Annotated in this window: 14 protein-coding genes; 6 read left to right on the top strand and 8 right to left on the bottom strand. The window is 39.9% G+C overall.

Going from position 1 to position 19,831, the window contains the following annotated elements; all coding sequences use genetic code 11:
- Positions 1 to 66: 66 nt before the first annotated feature.
- On the top strand, positions 67 to 2,016 hold the full coding sequence (locus tag AC1XUO_RS21120) for an SGNH/GDSL hydrolase family protein (RefSeq protein ID WP_483331758.1): 1,950 nt from the start codon (positions 67 to 69) through the stop codon (positions 2,014 to 2,016).
- Between the two features lie 40 nt (positions 2,017 to 2,056).
- Here the strand turns inward: AC1XUO_RS21120 and AC1XUO_RS21125 are convergent, their stop codons facing one another.
- From AC1XUO_RS21125 to AC1XUO_RS21140, 4 genes are all read right to left on the bottom strand, one after another.
- Positions 2,057 to 2,281, bottom strand: coding sequence for a DUF4926 domain-containing protein (locus AC1XUO_RS21125; protein ID WP_483331759.1), 225 nt, complete (start codon positions 2,279 to 2,281; stop codon positions 2,057 to 2,059).
- A gap of 58 nt (positions 2,282 to 2,339) precedes the next feature.
- Positions 2,340 to 2,711, bottom strand: coding sequence for a type II toxin-antitoxin system VapC family toxin (locus tag AC1XUO_RS21130; protein ID WP_483331760.1), 372 nt, complete (start codon positions 2,709 to 2,711; stop codon positions 2,340 to 2,342).
- On the bottom strand, positions 2,701 to 2,874 hold the full coding sequence (locus AC1XUO_RS21135) for a hypothetical protein (RefSeq protein ID WP_483331761.1): 174 nt from the start codon (positions 2,872 to 2,874) through the stop codon (positions 2,701 to 2,703). The genes AC1XUO_RS21130 and AC1XUO_RS21135 overlap by 11 nt, the downstream gene beginning before the upstream one ends.
- A gap of 104 nt (positions 2,875 to 2,978) precedes the next feature.
- Positions 2,979 to 3,893 carry a 2-oxoadipate dioxygenase/decarboxylase family protein gene (locus AC1XUO_RS21140; RefSeq protein WP_483331762.1) on the bottom strand — a complete coding sequence of 305 codons (915 nt, stop codon included), beginning with the start codon at positions 3,891 to 3,893 and terminating at the stop codon, positions 2,979 to 2,981.
- A gap of 217 nt (positions 3,894 to 4,110) precedes the next feature.
- Here AC1XUO_RS21140 and AC1XUO_RS21145 point away from each other — a divergent pair, with 217 nt between their 5' ends.
- From AC1XUO_RS21145 to AC1XUO_RS21155, 3 genes are all read left to right on the top strand, one after another.
- Positions 4,111 to 6,435, top strand: a complete 2,325-nt coding sequence (locus AC1XUO_RS21145; protein ID WP_483331763.1) for a PSD1 and planctomycete cytochrome C domain-containing protein — start codon at positions 4,111 to 4,113, stop codon at positions 6,433 to 6,435.
- A 117-nt stretch (positions 6,436 to 6,552) separates the two neighbouring features.
- Positions 6,553 to 8,010 carry a DUF1501 domain-containing protein gene (locus AC1XUO_RS21150; protein ID WP_483331764.1) on the top strand — a complete coding sequence of 486 codons (1,458 nt, stop codon included), beginning with the start codon at positions 6,553 to 6,555 and terminating at the stop codon, positions 8,008 to 8,010.
- The gene (locus tag AC1XUO_RS21155; protein ID WP_483331765.1) at positions 8,011 to 10,182 is read left to right on the top strand and encodes an FN3 associated domain-containing protein; all 2,172 of its coding nucleotides are present in this window, start codon (positions 8,011 to 8,013) and stop codon (positions 10,180 to 10,182) included.
- 8 nt (positions 10,183 to 10,190) lie between these two features.
- Here AC1XUO_RS21155 and AC1XUO_RS21160 read toward each other — a convergent pair whose 3' ends face one another.
- On the bottom strand, positions 10,191 to 10,931 hold the full coding sequence (locus AC1XUO_RS21160) for an MIP/aquaporin family protein (protein ID WP_483331766.1): 741 nt from the start codon (positions 10,929 to 10,931) through the stop codon (positions 10,191 to 10,193).
- A 160-nt stretch (positions 10,932 to 11,091) separates the two neighbouring features.
- On the opposite strand from AC1XUO_RS21160, the gene purB reads away from it, so the two are divergent.
- Positions 11,092 to 12,447: an adenylosuccinate lyase gene (gene purB, locus AC1XUO_RS21165; protein ID WP_483331767.1), complete on the top strand. Its 1,356-nt coding sequence runs from the start codon at positions 11,092 to 11,094 to the stop codon at positions 12,445 to 12,447.
- Between the two features lie 158 nt (positions 12,448 to 12,605).
- Complete coding sequence (locus AC1XUO_RS21170) at positions 12,606 to 13,184, top strand: Uma2 family endonuclease (protein WP_483331768.1); 579 nt, start codon at positions 12,606 to 12,608, stop codon at positions 13,182 to 13,184.
- An 85-nt stretch (positions 13,185 to 13,269) separates the two neighbouring features.
- On the opposite strand, the gene AC1XUO_RS21175 is transcribed toward AC1XUO_RS21170, so the two are convergent.
- From AC1XUO_RS21175 to AC1XUO_RS21185, 3 genes are all read right to left on the bottom strand, one after another.
- Positions 13,270 to 15,819 (bottom strand): adenosylcobalamin-dependent ribonucleoside-diphosphate reductase, encoded by a 2,550-nt coding sequence (locus tag AC1XUO_RS21175; RefSeq protein ID WP_483331769.1) that lies wholly within the window; start codon positions 15,817 to 15,819, stop codon positions 13,270 to 13,272.
- Between the two features lie 400 nt (positions 15,820 to 16,219).
- The gene (locus AC1XUO_RS21180; RefSeq protein ID WP_483331770.1) at positions 16,220 to 17,371 is read right to left on the bottom strand and encodes a DNA-processing protein DprA; all 1,152 of its coding nucleotides are present in this window, start codon (positions 17,369 to 17,371) and stop codon (positions 16,220 to 16,222) included.
- Position 17,372: 1 nt separating this feature from the next.
- Complete coding sequence (locus AC1XUO_RS21185; RefSeq protein ID WP_483331771.1) at positions 17,373 to 19,391, bottom strand: RecQ family ATP-dependent DNA helicase; 2,019 nt, start codon at positions 19,389 to 19,391, stop codon at positions 17,373 to 17,375.
- Positions 19,392 to 19,831 lie beyond the last annotated feature (440 nt).

The following is a 19,831-nucleotide window of genomic DNA, read 5'->3' on the forward strand; positions in this document are numbered from 1 at the left end:
TTGCAAAATTAAATAAGGTTTGCGCTTATTAGGTTAGACATATACCGTTCCCGTCTTTGTACCATTATGAAACAGATAAAATATTTTTCCGGCACTCTTTTCATCCTTATCCTTTTAAGCTTTTCCGGTAATTTGTTGGCGCAAGCTGATGAGCAGAAGTCCGTTTGGAAAGGTTTTGACAAGGTTGAATTCTCATTTCAAAATACAAAAGCCTGGTATGTAAAACCTAAGCAGGCGTTACCCGGAAATCCATGGGTCTGGCGCGCGCACTTCCCAACCTGGCATACAGAAATGGATAGTATTTTGCTGACAAGGGGATTTCATGTGGCCTATGTTAACACCAATGATCTTTTCGCCCATCCGAAAGCGATGCAGGTTTGGGATGCTTTTTATGATTATATGGTGAATGAAAAACAATTTGCACCAAAAGTGGCATTGGAAGGTGTCAGTCGCGGAGGTTTGTATGTCTATGGCTGGGCAAAGAGAAATCCTGATAAAGTTAGCTGTATTTATGCAGAAGCACCAGTTTGTGACCCGAAAAGCTGGCCAGGTGGAAAAGGCAAAGGACAAGGTTCGCCAAAAGACTGGACAAGCTGGCTTGAACTTAATAAGCTTACCGAAGAAAGTGCAAAAAACTTTGATGATATTCCGCTCAACGATCTGGCTGGTCTGGCCTCTTTCAAAGTACCGGTTTTACATGTGATCGGATTAAATGACAAGATCGTTCCGCCGGCCGAAAACTCGGATATTTTAATTGCAAACTATACAAAACTTGGAGGGCCCGCCACTGTTATTCCTATGACACGTGGAGAACAAGCGCTGGAAGGTCACCATTTTACAATTGAACATCCGGAAAAGCTGGCCAATTTCATTTATGACAACAGTGTCCCGGTTTTAAAACCACTGTCACATACTCCTTATATCGAAGTAAACCGAGGATTGGCAAATGCCTACGAGAAGTTTAAAATTTCAAAAAAGGGAACAGTGGCATTTCTGGGAGGGTCGATTACACATAATCCGGGATGGCGAAATAAAACGGCAAAGTATTTACAGGAACATTTTCCTGAAACTGAGTTTACATTCATTGCGGCCGGAATTCCGTCACTGGGAAGTACACCGCATGCTTACCGTTTTCAGCGTGACGTTTTGGAAAAAGGTATACCCGATCTGCTTTTTCTGGAAGCGGCTGTGAACGACAGGGGAAATGGTTTTAGTGAAAAAGCGCAGATAAAAGGCTTGGAAGGAATTATTCGCCAGATGTATTCAAAAAATCCAAAGGCAAATGTGGTGCTGATGGCCTTTGCTGAACCAGCTAAAAATGCGGATTATGATACCGGGAAAGAACCCGTGGAAGTTGCTGTTCATCAAAAAATTGCTAGATATTATGGTGCATCTTATATCAATCTGGCGCGGGAAGTCTATGACAGGATAAAGGCGGGTGAGTTTTCATGGAAATATGATTTCAAAGATCTGCACCCTTCTCCTTATGGACAAGAAGTTTATTTTCAAACGATTAAGGAATTATTGAAATTGAATCCTGATAGCAAAACTGTCGGCATTACTAAATTGCCTGCCCCCATTGACAAATTTTCTTATGAAAAGGCAAGTTATCATCCCGTGGCGGAAGCCAAAAAATTAGATGGTTTTAAGATTGATCCGGATTGGAAACCTGCTGATAAGGTTTCAACAAGACCAGGTTTTGTAGATGTTCCGATGTTAGTTGGAGAAACTGGAAATGCTTCTTTTGAATTTGATTTTAAAGGCCGCGCAGTAGGGCTTGCAATAATCTCTGGCCCGGATGCCGGTAAAATTTCATATTCAATTGATGGAAAAAAAACGGAGACATTGGATTTATTCACGCAGTGGAGTACGCAACTGCATTTGCCCTGGTATTTGATGTTAGCTGATGAGCTTTCGTCGGGAAAGCATACTGTGAAGGTAAATATTGTTCAGGAGAAAAATGAAAAGAGTATCGGGAATGCTTGCCGGGTGGTTTATTTTTTGGTGAATGAGTGATTTTGAATAATTACTTATATAACCATAACTTAATCGGATATCATTTCGCGGACGTGGGAATCTCTTGATGTGAAACTTTTCTAATTTGAGACGCTAATAAAGTTTCAACTGCGACAGTTTTACCATCAAAAGTTACAAATTCAACTTCATAGCCTTCTCCGTTATTATAAATCATTACAACATTACCGATATCACCTCTTTCCAAACCGGATTGTGGCAAATCAATGTTTAAAATGATTTTATCAAACTCCTTTATATTTTCCATAACTTTTTTCCTGATAACCAAAAGGAACCTAGAAGTCGTTCTGGCCAACCTTTATCGATCAAAAATCCAGTAACACCAAATCCAGATTAGGAACATTGACAAATCCTTTGTCAAAAGTTACAAACTCAATTTTGAGAAATTGAGCCGTCGCGGCGATGATGGCATCAGGTAGTTTAATTCGGTGCGACTGTTTCAGAAGAATAGCCAGTTCCTTAATACCACTACTTAGTTCCAATACCGAGCAGTCATTTAGAAGAAGTTTGAAATATTCTTTTTCAGCTTGGGTAATATTATAGTACCCTAATAACTCAATTTCTGTGATTGTTGAAACAAAAATTTCATTTCCTTGTAAATATGGTTCTATTCCCGCTTTACCCTCCGCTAAATTTATAAATACGTTTGTGTCTGCAAGAATTTTTTTACCATTCATCTCTTACCTTTTTTTGGTAAGCCAACCCGTCTAAACCTCGTTTAAGTTTTCCTGCATACTTTTTTGCATCAAAACCTTTTCGGGTAGCTCTGTCTTCCTCGATGGCTTTGATTGCATCTTTAATTGCCGAGGGCGGTGAATCTTTCTTGATAATTACAACCATGACTGTCAGCTGTTTTTTTTAACTATTATTTCAACACTAATTTACGCATTCGCTTTTGATTAGCAATAAGTTAGAGGTCCCTACCACTACTTCGATTAAAATAGTTAGTATTTCCCAGTTTGCGTCGTATAAGTACTCTCGAAAATCTTATCTGCATTTGCAGCTTCAAACCCATCCCGACGATTTTTTCTTGAAACTTGATCCGCTGACAGGTTTGCAAATTCCGGTAAAATTCTTCTTTCCGCAAATTCTACATAGGAACCAGAAATTTCATACGTTTCGCCACCTGAAAATTCTGCTTCAATCATCTGTGCAACGGTTGCGCTTTGTATTAATCCACCATCCGGACTGGTTTTTATTTTTCCCCCGGCTGTGTTCAATATGATTCCATGTTTTTCCAGAAAAATATTAAAATCGGCAACCGTATTATAGCCTTCCGGCAAATTGTGCACGCTGATCGTGAAATGATTGAGATAATACCGGTTGTAAATCACCCAGGCGGCATACTCGCTCTCTTTCAATAAAGTCAGATAGTCACTTAATGTAGGCGTTCGCCAAAGTGGTGTGTGCAGAAAAACATCAACAGCTTTTCCATCATTCAAATCAAGATCATCAGCCGGATCACTGATGACCTCATCTGTATAACTTTTGATAATGCGCTGACTTTCTTCTGAAAGATCGCCTACCCGAAGTTCACTTACAAAAATCCTGGGATCGGTCTCTCTCGGCGGACTATACCACCAGGCATCCAGTTTTTTTCCTTCAAAAAAATAATGATCCCGTTTCTCATATCCGTAATGCTGAAAAATTTTTTCAAAAGAGCTGATTCCAAGCTTTGGTACACCCATGGTCCTGAAAGCAATATGATCATTTTCAATGGCAGATTCGCTTTCAATAATTCCCTCGGAAACCATAGCGTTCAGAATTGTTTTAACATCCGGAACCCGGTCTTGATAACGGCGCATAAGTCCTTCTAAAACAGCATCCAATGTATTTTTATTTTGGTTTGGGAATGACATATATATAAATGTTGAAGTATTAAATTATGTAAATATTCATAGTCATTTTTGACTCAACAACGTATATTAAGTATGATTAACTTACACAAACAAAAACATATATGATGTTTTATTCGTTTTATTAAAATAATTTAAAATATTTAGAGTATAATTATAACCAGAAATATTTTATCTGTTAACACAATACAGAATCTTTAAAAAATTAAGGTAATAACAAATGAATAAGCGACTCTTCTTATTGGCTGGAATTGTTCTTACGACAATTGTTGGTGTTGTTTCCTGTTTCCAGAAAAACGGTCGTGCCACCAAAAAATCTTCCGAAGAAGTTGTAAGTTATAACTTTCACATTCGTCCCATTTTATCAGACAAATGTTTTGCCTGTCACGGTCCTGATGCCAATAAAAGGGAGGCTGGGTTACGGCTGGATATGGCTGAAAGCGCATACGCAAAGTTGAAAGATGGAAAAGGAGCTGTTGCCATTTTTCCGGGTAAACCTGAACAATCTGAATTATATAAAAGAATAACTTCCCTTGATCCCGAAATACAGATGCCGACACCGGAATCGCATTTGGGACTATTGAATGAATCGGAAATCGGGTTGGTGAAAAAGTGGATTGAGCAGGGTGCCAAATATGAGAAACACTGGGCGTTTGCTGCACCTGTTTTGCCGAAAGTGCCTGAAGTAGATAAAAAAGACTGGCCAAAAAACGAGATCGATTACTTCGCTCTTGCCAAAATGGAAACTCTGGGTATAACGCCTAACGAGGAAGCGGAAAAAAGTCATTTGTTAAAACGGGTAGCACTCGATCTGACTGGACTGCCTCCTTCAATTGAGCTACAAAATAAATTTGCCGCCGACAACAGCGCCAATGCTTATGAAAAAGTGGTTGATGAACTGCTGAGTCAAAAAACATACGGGGAGAAAATGGCGCTTCACTGGCTGGACGTTGCCCGGTATGCCGATTCCTATGGTTATCAGGATGACGAAATCCGGACACAATGGCCATGGCGGGATTGGGTGATCAGCGCCTTCAATAAGAATCTTTCCTACGATAAATTCCTGACCTGGCAAATTGCCGGTGATATGCTCCCGAATGCGAGCAAAGAACAGATTCTTGCCACAGCTTTTTTTAGAAATCATAAATACACGGAAGAAGGTGGTGTGATTCCGGAGGAGTACCGGATTGAATATAATATTGACAAAACAAAAACATACGGGATGGGAATTCTGGGTCTTTCGGTAGAATGTGCCCAGTGCCATGATCACAAATATGATCCGATTTCTCAGGAAGATTATTACAGGCTTTTTGCATTCTTTAATAACACAAAAGAAGTGGGTTATGAAGGTGATATTTCTCAAACGAAACCTGCCAAAAATCCGATTATGACCATTTCGGATGCGGAAGCCAAAAGCATACTGACATTTATAAACCGGCCTGATACCAGCAAATTAATGGTTTCAGTGATGGGCGAACGGGATACCTTGCGGGCAACGCATATTTTGAACCGCGGCGTTTATGATGCACCTGGGAAAGTGGTGACAGCTTCCGGCCTTCCTTCGGTGATGAAATTCGACACAACAAAAATCCCTCAAAACAGGTTAGGATTGGCGAGTTGGACGACAAGCAAACAAAATCCGTTAACGGCCAGAGTTTTTGTAAACCAAATCTGGCAGGAATTCTTTGGGCGGGGAATTGTGAAAAGTACAGGCGATTTCGGTATGCAAGGCGAGTTGCCAACCCATCCTGCCCTCCTCGACTGGATGGCCGTAGATTTTATGAATCATGGCTGGGATATCAAAAGGTTGGTAAAACAAATTGTGACTTCCAGCACTTATAAACAATCAGCGAAACTGACCAAAGAAAAGGAGAAACTAGATCCTGATAATATTTATTTATCAAGAGGGCCTCGTTACCGGTTGCCGGCAGAATCTGTTCGTGATATTGTTTTGTCGAGCAGTGGGTTGTTAGTCTCAAAAATCGGCGGACCAAGTGTGAAACCTTATCAGCCCAAAGGACTCTGGGAAGCAGCAACTTCCGGGCGTGGGCAGCTGGCTAAATATAACCAAGACCATAATGACGCGCTTTACCGACGGGGAATGTATACGTTTATCAAACTTACCGTTCCGCCACCGTCTATGATCATTTTTGATGCCAGCAACCGGGATCATTGTGAAGTAAAACGTTCAAAGACGAATACGCCTTTACAAGCTTTGGTAATGCTTAATGATCCGGCAGTTTTGGAAGCATCCAGAGTTTTGGCGGAAAAATTGACACTGAAATCTTTATCTGCTGAGCAAAAAATCACTGAATCGTTCCAAAGGATTGTATGCAGAAAACCATCGGATAAGGAAATAAAACTGCTGACTGAGTATTATAACGACGAGTTGTCATCGATTGGGAAAAATAAGAATCAGGCGCATAAGATTTTGAATGTAGGCGAGTATCCGCATGAGTTGAAAGTGAAAGAGAATGAAGCAGCAGCGCTCATGCGGGTGATTAATACCTTGTATAATATGGAAGAGACGATCACTAAATCCTAAGACTTTAAACTTAACCGCAATAGACGCAATGGTTTACGCAATGGACGCGATTGAAGTCCAGTCTTGCGTCCATTGCGAAACCCATAGCGTCTATTGCGGTTAAAAAAGAAACTGAACATGGAAAAACCGATTTTTGATTTTGGTTTAAATACGAACCGCCGGCATTTCTTATCCAAACTTAGTTTGGGATTGGGAAGTGCTGCCTTAGGTTCCCTGCTGATACCTGACATGTTCAAAGGTGGCGGCGAGAGTGATGTGAATGAGCTCATGGCCGGATTACCACATTTTGCCCCCAAAGCAAAACGGGTGATATATCTTTTTCAAAATGGTGCTCCTTCCCAGCTGGACTTGTTTGATTACAAACCGATGCTGAATAAAATGCACGGACAGGATTTGCCGGAATCCATTCGGGCCGGTCAAAGGTTAACTGGTATGACTGCCAATCAGGCCAAATTTCCGCTTGCGGGTTCAGTTTTTAACTTTGCCCAATACGGGAAATCGGGCGCCTGGATGAGCGAGTTGCTGCCGCACATGTCAAAAATTGTGGATGATCTTTGTATTATAAAATCACTCAATACTGAAGCCATCAACCATGACCCTGCACTAACTTTTTTCCAGACCGGCGCCCAGGTCGGAAACCGCCCAAGTATGGGTTCCTGGTTGAGTTATGGTTTGGGAAGCGAAAACCAGAATCTACCCGGATTCTGCGTGCTTTTGTCGCGTGGTAAGGGGAATGGACAAGGCGTTTATTCCAAATTGTGGACAAATGGATTTCTGGATTCGGTTCATCAGGGCGTGCAATTTAGTAGCGGAGAAAATCCGGTACTTTATCTGAATGATCCCGATGGAATGAACCGGGAAGAAAGGCGAAAAATGCTGGATAAACTTTCGCAATTAAACCAAAATACATTCGATGAGTTCGCAGATCCGGAGGTGACAGCGAAAATTCAGCAGTATGAGATGGCATATCGGATGCAAACTGCTGTTCCTGAAATTACGGATATGACCAAGGAGCCGGAATCGATTGTGAAGATGTACGGGCCGGAATGTCTGGTGCCCGGCACTTATGCTGCAAATTGTCTTTTAGCAAGAAAACTTTCCGAGCAAGGCGTGCGTTTTATTCAACTTTATCATCAGGGGTGGGATAGTCACGGTGGTTTGCCAAATGAGATAAAAGGCCAGTGTATGGATGTTGATCAATCTTCTGCCGCACTTATTACCGATTTGAAACAACGTGGATTACTGGATGAAACGCTGGTGATCTGGGGCGGAGAATTTGGTCGGACAAACTATTGCCAGGGAACTTTGACAAAAGATAATTATGGCCGTGATCATCATCCGAGAGCTTTTACGGTATGGATGGCGGGAGGAGGCGTAAAGCCAGGAATTGTTTATGGTGAAACAGATGAATTTGGATATAACATAATAAAAGATCCCGTGCATGTGCATGATTTCCATGCAACGATATTGAATCAACTAGGCCTGGATCACGAGAAATTAGTTTACAAACATCAGGGACGCCGTTACAGGCTTACTGATGTCGCTGGCAAATTGGTAAAAGGAATTATTGCTTAAATGGAGTCAGTATCGCAACCTAGTGGCCGTTGGAAGGCCTGGATTTACAATTTTGCCTTCTTCCTGAATGGCCTTTTAATTTTTCTATTATTATTCGAAAACCGATTTGTAGTACCGGTATGGATGCAATCTTTGGGACGTATGCATCCCTTGGTTTTACATTTTCCATTGGTCGTTTTGATGCTTTATTCCTTTTGGATACTTCTTGTTGAAAAGAAGGAATCGAGCAGATGGAATGAAGATTTAGCCGATATACTTTTACTGATCGGAATCGTGACGGCGGCGATAGCGGCTTTTTCCGGTTTTGTATTATCCCGGGAAGACGGCTACGAAAATGACGCACTTTTCTGGCATAAATGGCTTGGAATTGCGATTTCGCTATGCAGTATCATTTGGTATAGCTACAAAAAATATCTGCCGCCCTGGAAAATTCCTGCGAAACTGATATCAATTTCCTTGCTTCTGATGCTTTTAATCGGCGGACATTTAGGCGGAAATATCACACATGGAGAAGATTTCCTGATGGCGCCCATGCAGTTGGCCGTAGTTGAGAATGACAAAGTAACCTTTGAAGAAGCAAACGTTTACACTGATCTGGTAGAACCTATCTTAGAGCAAAAATGTATTTCCTGCCATAATGCGCAAAAATCAAAAGGCAATTTGCAAATGCAGACCAAGGAATTATTTGCAAAAGGCGGAAAAGAAGGAACGCCCTGGGATACTACAAAAGCTGATCTGGGAGTTTTATTAACCCGCGTTCATTTGCCTTTGGACGACAAAAAACATATGCCGCCAAGAGGAAAAGCACCATTGACGGATGACGAAATTGCATTACTTGAAGCCTGGATAAAAGGCGGTTCACGATTTGATGAGATGGTGAAATCAGTCAGTCCGCAAAATCCAATTTATAGTTATGCGCAAAATGTTCTGGCAGGTTCCGAGGCGGAAGAAAAGTATGATTTCAGTGCCGCAAGTCCGGATAAGATCCAAGAATTAAATTCTACTTATCGTCTGATAAAATCCGTGGCAGCTGAATCTCCTGCTTTGGCTGTAAATTTTTATAATCGTGCTAATTTCAAAAGTGAAGATATTGCTGCATTATCACCATTGAAAGAACAGATTATTGCGATGGATCTCAGCAAAATGCCTGTGAAAGATGAAGATCTGAAAACAATTTCCCAGTTTACAGAATTGAGAAAACTGATCCTCAATTTTACAGATATTACCGGCTCTTCCTTACCAGAGTTAAAAAAGTTGACAAAACTTAAAAGTTTATCAATAAGTGGTACGAAAGTAAAGCTGTCGCAACTTCAGGCACTTTCAGAAATTCCGGCTTTGAAAGATGTCTTTGTCTGGAATACAGATCTGACAAAGCAGGAAATGCTTACTTTGAAAAAGTCTTCTAAAATCAGTTATGAAACAGGTTTTGCAGGTGACACCGTGGTATTAAACCTGAATCCTCCAATCATTGAAAATGAAGATCCAATTCTTACCGGAAATACTTTAATTCGTATGAAACATCAGATTCCCGGAACTGTTATCCGGTATTCGCTGGATGGAAAAGAGCCGGATAGCACAACATCGACAATTTATACCAAACCTTTTTCTGTAAATAAAAATACGAAATTAATCGCCACAGCTTTCAAAAAAGGATGGTATGGCAGTAAGCCTGTAGAGAAGTTTTTCTTTAAATCCACCTATCGACCCGATAGTGTAAGGCTGATCACCAAAGCTGATTTAAAATATCCGGCGCAGGGAAATAAAACCTTGAACGATGGTGTAAAAAGTGATGAGTCGACTTCAAGCGGGAAATGGCTTGGGTATCTCAATCAGGATTTGCAGGCTTATTTATATTTCAAAACACCTGTGAAAGCACAAAACGTTACGATCAGTATGTTGAGGAACATCGGCAGTTATATTTTTCCGCCAGTACGTCTTGAAGTCTGGGGCGGCACTGATGAAAAACAGATGAAATTGCTGAAAGTCATAACACCAGAAATGCCGGTTAAGGCTACAAAGAATTCTGAAAACCTCGTTTACGATTTCACATTTCCTCCTCAGGAAATAAGTTGTATGAAGGTTATTGCAAAACCTTTGGCAAAACTTCCGTCATGGCACCCGGGAAAAGGTCAGAAAGCCTGGGTTTTTATGGATGAGGTTTTTGTCAATTAAAATAGAACTCAAAAAGAAAACATTCTTAAAATAAATGCTCCGACAATGGCACCTAAAATAGGTCCGGCAATAGGAACCCAGGCATAACCCCACTCGGAAGATCCTTTTTTGTGGATGGGTAAAATGGCATGAGCAATTCTCGGTCCTAAATCCCGCACAGGATTAATGGCATAACCGGTTGTTCCACCCAATGATAATCCAATACTCCAAACGAGCATACCGACAAGATAAGGCGCGACGCCCGAAGGAATCGGTCCGCGCTGCACATCAGAAGTTCCGGAGAAACCGATGGCAGCAATACCAATTATCAGAACAATTGTAGCGATAAATTCACTCAAAAAATTCGCTCCTGATGATTTAATCGCGGGATTTGTAGAAAAACAGGCAAGTTTGCTACCTGGATCTTCGGTGGCTTTCCAATGAGGCAGATATTGAAAATAAACGAGTACTGCACCAAGAAATGCACCAATTAACTGAGCAGTTATAAAACTAAGAACATTACTATAATCATTTTTTAAAACCGCAAAAGCGATAGTGACTGCCGGATTTAAATGAGCTCCGGGACTTCCAAAAGCGTTGGCAATAAATACTCCGAACATCACAGCAAATGCCCACCCCGCAGTGATCACGATCCATCCTCCATTTTCCCCTTTTGTTTGCTTCAAAACGACGTTGGCAACGACGCCGTTTCCTAATAAAATAATGATCATAGTACCGACCAGTTCTCCGATAAATGGGGTTTGCTGCATGAGGATAAATTAGGGAATAAGGATTGTTTGGCAAATATGTAAATAGTATTAAAATAACCTAGACAAATACCAAAAAGAATATTTCGTAGCGATTATACCATTTGGTGCTCGTGATTTCTACTAACTTTGTATTTAAATTTATCTTTCTGCATTGTAAATCATGTCATTAAATCAACTTACGGCAATCTCGCCGGTCGACGGTCGCTATTATAAGCAAGTATCTGAGCTTTCTTCTTATTTTTCTGAATATGCCTTAATTTATTACAGAGTATATGTTGAGGTAGAATATTTTATCGCGCTTTGCGAAATCCCGCTTCCTCAGCTATCAGAATTTGATAAGAAACTTTATTCTTCTTTACGTAAGATCTACGAGGATTTTAATGAAGAAGACGCGCTGCACATTAAGGATATTGAGAAAGAAACGAACCATGATGTAAAAGCAGTTGAGTATTTTATCAAAGAAGAATTTGAAAAACTAGGTATAGAGGCTTACTCGGAATTTATCCATTTCGGTCTTACATCTCAGGATATCAACAATACTGCCATTCCGCTTTCATTGAAAGATGCCCTGGAAAGAACGATTAAACCGTTGTTCCGCCAGGTTCTTTTTGTGTTAAAAAGAATGTCAATTGAATGGAAAAATATTCCAATGCTTGCTTTCACACATGGGCAGCCAGCTTCTCCGACACGTGTTGGGAAAGAATTTCTGGTATTTGTTGAGCGTCTGGAGCGCCAGCTTGAAATGCTGGATAAAATTCCTAATTCAGCGAAATTTGGTGGAGCGACTGGAAATTTCAACGCGCATCATGTGGCGTATCCAAAACAGGACTGGATGGCTTTCGGCAACCATTTTGTGGATGGACTGGGTTTAAAACGCAGTCGCCATACCACACAAATTGAGCATTATGATAATCTGGCAGCAATCTTTGATAACCTGAAAAGATTAAATACAATTCTGACAGATCTTAACCGGGATATGTGGACTTATATTTCCATGGGTTATTTCAAACAAAAGATTAAGGCAGGTGAAGTAGGTTCGTCTGCAATGCCCCATAAAGTGAATCCGATCGATTTTGAAAACTCGGAAGGAAACCTTGGATTGGCTTCCGCCTTGTTCGAGCATTTTGCTCAGAAGTTGCCAATTTCACGTTTACAAAGAGATTTGACTGATTCAACAGTACTTCGCAACATTGGCGTTCCCTTAGCGCATCAGGCGATTGCGCTTAATTCTTTGATCAAAGGATTGGGTAAGCTTGAACTTAATGAGGATATGCTAAAATCAGAACTGGAAGAAAACTGGGCGGTAGTTTCAGAAGCAATTCAAACCATTCTTCGTCGCGAAGGATATCCAAAACCATACGAAGCCCTAAAATCTTTGACACGTACAAATGCAAAAATCACGCATGAGTCAATTTCACATTTTATTGAGACATTAGATGTGGCTGAAAGTATTCGTGAAGAGCTGAGACAGATTACTCCGTTTAATTATTTGGGGGTTGTTGAGGAGACGAAGTAATTGAGATTTTAATTGTGGAAGGAATTAAGAAGTCAACATTGGTTATGCCCGGTGTTGACTTCTTCTGTTTCAGATAATATTGTTCCCGATACTGAATGATGATTAATCGACTAGGCATTTGTAATATCTTTTCTTTATTTTTATAAAAAAAGATTTTTATGCGATTAGCAATCAATATTCCTCAAATCGATGTATTTTCTGATGACGAGCTCTATTCCTTTTGCAGAGCTAATCCTGAATTGCGTATTGAGCGAAATGAAAAAGGTCAAATTATCATTATGCCGCCTACCGGAATTGAAACAAGTTTTCGAAATAGTGATTTGTTGACTGAAATTAACCTTTGGAATCGTAAAACGCGTTTAGGTCGAGTATCGGATTCGAATGGTGGTTACACATTGCCTGATTCTTCTATGCGGGCGCCGGATGTGGCGTGGATATCAAATGAGCAGTTGGCATTATTACCGTCATCTGACCTCAAAAAATTTGCACATGTATGTCCTGATTTTATTGTTGAGCTTATGTCAGAATCGGATGAATTGGCAGATTTGAAGGATAAAATGGTTAAATGGATTGAGAATGGCATACGACTTGGCTGGTTGATCGATCCAAGAAAAAAACAAACCTATATTTACAGAGCTGGAAGTGGTATTGATTATGAGGTTGTTTTATTTAATGAGAAACTTTCCGGAGACGAAGTACTTCCGGGACTGGAATTGAAACTTTCGGATATTTTCTGATCAGGATTTTAAGATATTACAAAATAAGTCAATCTATTGTAGATTGACTTATTTGATTTACAGCGCGTTATAATTTGTTAATTTCTCATCCACACTTCGAAGAACCACAATCCTTACAAGTCAGACAGCCTTCCTGGTAAAGCAGATTTGTAGAATTACAATTCTGGCATTTTTGCTTTTTAACTTCCGTTCCATCCGGAACATAACGTTTCAGCGCACGGGCTACACCATTTTTCCAGGTATTGATCGACTCGTCCAATTGCAAACTGCTGATCAGGTCAACTACTTTTTCAATCGGCATACCGTGGCGTAATGTGCTGGAAAGCAATTTTGCGTAGTTCCAGTATTCCGGGTTGAATTTATGCGATAATCCTTCAATCGTCGTTTTGTAGCCACGTGTGTTTTTATACTGGAAATCATAACGTGAACTTCCGTCAGCTTCGCGGTTTTTGATGATCAAACCTTCATTTACCCATCTCGGGATCAGGATTCCATCCTCATCATCAGCAAAACCGGTGAAAATTTCATACGGTCTGTCGTCGATCAAACCAATAAAGGCTATCCATTTATCTTTTTTGTTTTGGAAACGAACAATCTCAGCGTCCAGAATCTGTGGTCTTATGGTTGGGAACGGCGTGTTGGTGATTTTGTCTTCTTCTTTTTTCTCTTCGTTTGAGATCAAAACACCAGAACGTGATCCGTCGCGGTACACCGTAACACCTTTACATCCCGCTTTCCAGGCTTCCAGGTAACATTCTCCAACCAATTCTTCCGTCACATCATTCGGCATATTGATCGTAACACTGATCGAATGATCCACCCATTTCTGAATTGCTCCCTGCATTTTTACCTTTTTTAGGTAATCCACATCGTTGGAAGTTGCTTTGTAGTATGGCGACTGTTTTACCAGATCATCCAGTTCTTTCTGTCCGTAATTTTTTGTCAGATCATGTCCGTTGACCTCCATCCATTGTTTGAAACGGTGGTGGAAAACAACATATTCTTCCCACGAATCACCAACCTCATCCACAAAATCAACACGTGCATCCTGATCGTTCGGATTTACTTTTCTTCTTCTTTTATAAACCGGCATAAATACCGGTTCGATACCGGAACTTGTCTGTGACATCAAACTGGTTGTTCCCGTTGGAGCAATGGTCAAAAGAGCAATATTTCTGCGTCCGTGTTCCAGCATTTCGTAATACAGCTGTCCATCCGCTTCCTTCAAACGAAGCATGAACGGATTATTTTTCTCTCTGTCTGCGTCGAAAATGCTGAATGCACCGCGTTCTTTTGCGGTATTAACCGAAGCGCGGTAAGCTTCCAGCGCGATCGTTTTATGGATTTCAACCGAAAATTCAGAACCTTCGTCGCTTCCGTAACGCAAGCCAAGCGCAGCAAGCATATCACCTTCGGCTGTTATACCAATGCCGGTTCTTCTGCCTTCTCTTGCTTTGGTTTGGATGTTGAGCCAAAGGTTTCTTTCGGTACGTTTGATTTCTTCGTCTTCCGGATCTTCGTTTATTTTTTCAAGAATCGCATCAATTTTTTCCAGTTCCAGATCGATGATATCATCCATCATACGCTGCGCCGCGTTGATGTGTTTTTTGAAAAGCTCCCAGTTGAAAGCTGCCTTTTTGGTGAAAGGATTTTCAACGTAAGAGAATAAATTGATGGCCAGCAAACGACAGGAATCATACGGGCATAATGGAATTTCGCCGCATGGATTGGTCGAAACCGTTTTGTATCCCAAATCAGCGTAACAATCCGGCAAAGATTCCCTGATAATGGTATCCCAGAACAAAATCCCCGGCTCAGCCGATTGCCACGCGTTATGAACGATTTTTTTCCAAAGTGCTGTTGGATCGATTTCTTTGGTATAAACCGGAGTTTTACTATCGATTGGATATTGTTGTGTATACGGTTGCTGTGCTTCAACAGCACGCATGAAAGCGTCGTCAATACGAACCGAAACATTGGCGCCGGTCACTTTGCCTTGTTCCAGTTTGGCGTTGATAAAATCGCCGGAATCAGGATGTTTTATGGCAACGGAAAGCATCAAAGCGCCTCTTCTTCCATCCTGCGCCACTTCACGCGTAGAATTTGAAAAACGCTCCATAAACGGAACGATACCGGTTGAGGTCAAGGCAGAATTTTTAACCGGTGAGCCTTTCGGACGGATATGCGACAAATCATGGCCAACTCCACCACGCCTTTTCATCAACTGAACCTGCTCCTGATCAATTTTCATGATCCCGCCATAAGAATCTGAATCGCCATTATTTCCAATCACGAAACAGTTTGAAAGCGAAGCAATCTGATAGGGATTACCAATACCGGTCATCGGACTTCCTTGTGGAATGATGTATTTGAAATCTTTGATCAGGTCAAAAACCTCATTTTCCGTCATTGGATTTGGATAGCGAACCTCGATTCGCGCAATTTCGCTGGCGATTCGGCGGTGCATATCGTTTGGTGTTGCCTCGAAAATGGCTCCGTAAGAATCCTTTAATGCATATTTATTAACCCAGACACGGGCTGCAAGATCATCGCCTTTGAAATATTCCAGCGATTGCTGATAGGCTTCATCTGATGTGTAAGTAGTCTTATTTTCAGATGGTTTCGTTATTTCCATGTTATATATTTTTAGTCTTTTGATGCTTCGTTGATTTATCAAAGTTAATTATTTGTTAAGTTTTCTAAACATTAAAATTTAAAAAGTTTCCGGAAAATAATTATAAGTTATTGTATTTCAGTATAGTATGTTTTTAAGTGTGTTAAAAGGTTTGCAAATAATTATTAAGCGTAATTATTTTTGTAAAAAGTTTGTTAACGAATTCTTTTTCAGCGGTATCTGTCTGACAGAGCTAATTTTAGAGAATTATAAGTTGGAAATTCAAGTTGGTTCTCACTGACAATAAAAAATCCCACACCTGTGGGTATGGGATGATATTCTATGTACAATAGACTTAGATTTTGACAATTCTGAAAATCTGGTTTGCCAAACCAGTGTCAGCATCACTAGTTTTGGTTGTCTAACCAAATAGCGTCGGTTGTTCAACTTGATTAGCTTTTAAACTATATTGATTTGTTCTGCCTTTTTTTACTGTTTGAATTTTATCCATTTTTTGTAAAAACATTGCTAACTTTTTAGTTGTCCAATCCAGCCCAGCCTTGTCAAGAATTTCTTGTACTGAAAGTGGTTTTCCATTAAAAACCCTGGATATCCGGTCATTAATGTCGTCAATAGAATTCAACGATTCTTGAACTAGCAATGCTGGCGTCGATGGCTCTGCATAAATAGTGTTTGCATCTTCAACCCCGTTGTAGTCAACAGCAATTGCACCTTTTTGAATTAAAAGAAGGTTCGCGTTTTTTTCATCGGGCTCTGGCTTCCTTACAAAAATTTTTCTTCCCTTTTTAAGTCCGTCAATTACGCCTGACCATGTCCCACCTTTTTCGCTTGATTCAGCTACGAAAATTTCGTCGGCAAGTCCGTAAATGATAGGATTGCGAGCCATTGCTAATCCAGCAGTCCAGACAGATTTTGGGTGAAATGCACTTAAAACCAAAACATCACCCTCTACAATTTGCTTGTAATAAGTTTTAAAGCCAGAATTGAATGTCGTAATTCCTTGTGGTAGAACGATAATGCTTTGACCCTTATGCTCTATGGCAGAATCCAATGCCTGTTTGTCAACACCTTTTGCAAATCCGCTAACAACGACCTTGAAATCTTTACTTGCAAGTTTGGCAATATGATCAGTGAACTCCAGGGACTTTCCTTCTGCTGCTCTGGAACCTACAATGGCAATTGATTTTTCGTGAAGTATTTGCTTATTACCTTTTACATACAAAAGTGGAGGAGAATGAGTGGCTTTAAGATTTTTTTTTAATGTTTTTGAATATTCAGTAGAAGTTATCGGTATAAATTCATAACCTTGACTAAACAAGTTTTCCGCAAAAAAAGCATTGTTAGGAAGCTCAGATTTTGCGTTTTGTAAATCAGAAATTTCTTTTGAGTCAAGTTGGTATTTACTATCTAAAACCGATTCTGGCAAGTTGAAAAATTCTTCTATTGTTATTTTTTCGTCATGAAAGAATTTTACAATCAGGCTATTAATCCTGCCGTAGCCCCACTTGGGTAAATGGGCTAATGTTATCCAGTACGTTGCTTCGTTTTTCATTTTATACCAGGTCTCCTCCAACTGTTTTTGCAATAACAATTGGAGCAATTTTTATGACTCCAAAAGTAGTAAATAATCTCCCCAGTTCTTTTATTGTCGCTCCGCTGTCAAATATGTCATCCACAAGCAAAATGCTTTTTCCCTCTAAAACACCAGGATTGTTAAATGAAAATGCTCCGCTAACATTTTCGGATTTTAGATAACCATTCTCAAACACCTTTTGCTCTTCTGTCTGCCTTGTCTTTACCAGGTCATGCGTTATTGGAAATTGTAAAATGTGTGAAAGTTTTGTAGCAAAGTTTTTTACAAGGTTGCCTGATAAAGTTGACGGAACATAAGCGATATAATCAAATGTTTCCTGGCCAAATTTTTTACGATAGGCCTTCAAACATAATTTAAGCAAAAAATCGGGGAAATCTTCTTTCGTTTCGTATTTGCTGCGATGTATGGCAGCACCAATATTTGAAAATCCATAGTAGCTCGCTGCTATTCCGTTCACAATATTTGAATCTTTTCCTTCGACTTGCAGGTTTGGGAAATAATCTTCTCTAAAATTTTGAAGTTTCTGCGTCCATTCTTCATTGGGTTTAAACGTAATTTTATTTAAACCGGTATTGTCGCAATTGGTAAAATTATGAGTTGTTGAATCTCCTAAAAAATCGCACAAAAACTTCATTCTTGACTGAGACGTCTCCACATACTGAATCATTTGCACTAAATCAGCTTTTTTTGCGTTTCGTAATTCTTCAAACGCTTGGTTATTTAGTGCAGGTGCATTTGTTATGTATTCAAATTTTTTATATTTGCCAGCTGTAACTTCTCTAATAATTCCCTGTTCTACTAAGTCTGATTTGATCACCCTTATCTGTGTCTTTTTCAGATTAGTTTTCATCATCAATTCTCTTTCACCCAATAGGTCATTTCGAATTGCATAGATTACCTTTTCATATTTTGCAACTGATGGTCTTCCGCCCTCAATAAAGGCCTCAGGAAGTTTCTTGTCCTCGGGATTATAAAATAGAATAATGTTAGAAGGTTTTCCATCTCTGCCTGCCCTGCCAATTTCCTGATAATAATGAATTGGGCTTTGTGGAATTTGCGTGTGAATAATGAATCGAATATCTGGCTTGTCAATCCCCATACCCAGGGCATTGGTGGATATTACACATTTCCATTTATTACTCATTAATCCATTTTCAATAGAAATTCTCGAATCGGTATCCAGGCCAGCATGATACCCAATTGCAGAAAGTTGAAGATGTTCAAACCATTTGGAATAAATCTCAGTATCGACCCTTGTACCGGTATATAATATTCCGGTTCCTCCTAATCTATCCAAATTCTTTCCAAGCCAAATTAGTTTTTCATCCTCTGATGTGACTTTTACAACAAACAAATTCAAATTTTCCCGAAGTAAATTACCTCTCAAAACCGAGATATTTCCACCAATCTGAGAAGCGATATCTGTTTCCACTTTTTTCGTTGCAGTTGCAGTCGTTGCTAAAACAGGCAGTCCCGTTGGAAGTAATTTAACAAGATTAATAATTCGTCTAAAAGCTGGCCTAAAGTCATGGCCCCAAACAGAAATACAATGCGCTTCGTCAACAACAACCATTGATAAATTCATCTGTCGTGTAGCTTCTATCCATTCACTATTCTCTTGTCTTTCAGGAGCTATATATAAAATCTTGACCTGACCATTTTTTGCATCCTCAATGATTTGTGAGTTTTCTTCGGACGTCTGCTCACTGTTGATGCATTTTGCGGCAATTCCTAAACTGTTTAACTTTTTCACCTGGTCTCTCATTAATGCAATGAGAGGTGAAAAAATGACGGTTGTACCTTCAAATATTGTGGCAGGATATTGGAAACAAAGGGATTTGCCAAAACCGGTTTTCTCAATCAACAAAACTCTTTCGCCTTTTAAAATTCGGTCAATCGTTTCCCATTGATCATCAAAGAAATAGTCAAGACCAAATATTTGCTTTAGCTTATATTCTTGTTCTTGTCGTGTGGTCATCGCATTATTTTTATAGTGTGTGCAAGTCTTGTCGTACTTTGGTGCTTTTTTGCCTTTTTAAGTCATTCAATTCATTGCCTTTACATTCAATATCAATGGCTTATTAGACGGAATCATCTTGCTTTAGGTAACTTAAAAATAGGATTGCTCTCTAACCTTGGAGATAGATTTACGGTTATCGAGTTCGTCGGTAAGAATACCAAAAGGCAGATTTCTTATTTTCAGATTACTAACCGGAGTGGGCTCCATTACATAGATATATCATTGCCTTCCCAAAAGGTTTTTCATATTAAGGTGGGAATTTGCGGGCTATGAATTGAGGATATAACAGCCGGGGTTTTGCTGAATATGGAGATTTTAAGTACTGAACGAGGCGCCCGATTCAATCAAAGAGTAGTCTCAGCGCGGTTGAATCGAGCATGCAGCGACGGCCGCAAAAG

Source organism: Dyadobacter sp. HNCC25DJ186, from assembly GCF_056895235.1.

Coding starts and splice junctions, on each gene's coding strand:
- AC1XUO_RS21120 (WP_483331758.1), top strand. CDS start 67: ATGAAACAGATAAAATATTTTTCCGGCACTCTTTTCATCCTTATCCTT.
- AC1XUO_RS21125 (WP_483331759.1), bottom strand. CDS start 2,281: ATGGAAAATATAAAGGAGTTTGATAAAATCATTTTAAACATTGATTTG.
- AC1XUO_RS21130 (WP_483331760.1), bottom strand. CDS start 2,711: ATGAATGGTAAAAAAATTCTTGCAGACACAAACGTATTTATAAATTTA.
- AC1XUO_RS21135 (WP_483331761.1), bottom strand. CDS start 2,874: ATGGTTGTAATTATCAAGAAAGATTCACCGCCCTCGGCAATTAAAGAT.
- AC1XUO_RS21140 (WP_483331762.1), bottom strand. CDS start 3,893: ATGTCATTCCCAAACCAAAATAAAAATACATTGGATGCTGTTTTAGAA.
- AC1XUO_RS21145 (WP_483331763.1), top strand. CDS start 4,111: ATGAATAAGCGACTCTTCTTATTGGCTGGAATTGTTCTTACGACAATT.
- AC1XUO_RS21150 (WP_483331764.1), top strand. CDS start 6,553: ATGGAAAAACCGATTTTTGATTTTGGTTTAAATACGAACCGCCGGCAT.
- AC1XUO_RS21155 (WP_483331765.1), top strand. CDS start 8,011: ATGGAGTCAGTATCGCAACCTAGTGGCCGTTGGAAGGCCTGGATTTAC.
- AC1XUO_RS21160 (WP_483331766.1), bottom strand. CDS start 10,931: ATGCAGCAAACCCCATTTATCGGAGAACTGGTCGGTACTATGATCATT.
- purB (WP_483331767.1), top strand. CDS start 11,092: ATGTCATTAAATCAACTTACGGCAATCTCGCCGGTCGACGGTCGCTAT.
- AC1XUO_RS21170 (WP_483331768.1), top strand. CDS start 12,606: ATGCGATTAGCAATCAATATTCCTCAAATCGATGTATTTTCTGATGAC.
- AC1XUO_RS21175 (WP_483331769.1), bottom strand. CDS start 15,819: ATGGAAATAACGAAACCATCTGAAAATAAGACTACTTACACATCAGAT.
- AC1XUO_RS21180 (WP_483331770.1), bottom strand. CDS start 17,371: ATGAAAAACGAAGCAACGTACTGGATAACATTAGCCCATTTACCCAAG.
- AC1XUO_RS21185 (WP_483331771.1), bottom strand. CDS start 19,391: ATGACCACACGACAAGAACAAGAATATAAGCTAAAGCAAATATTTGGT.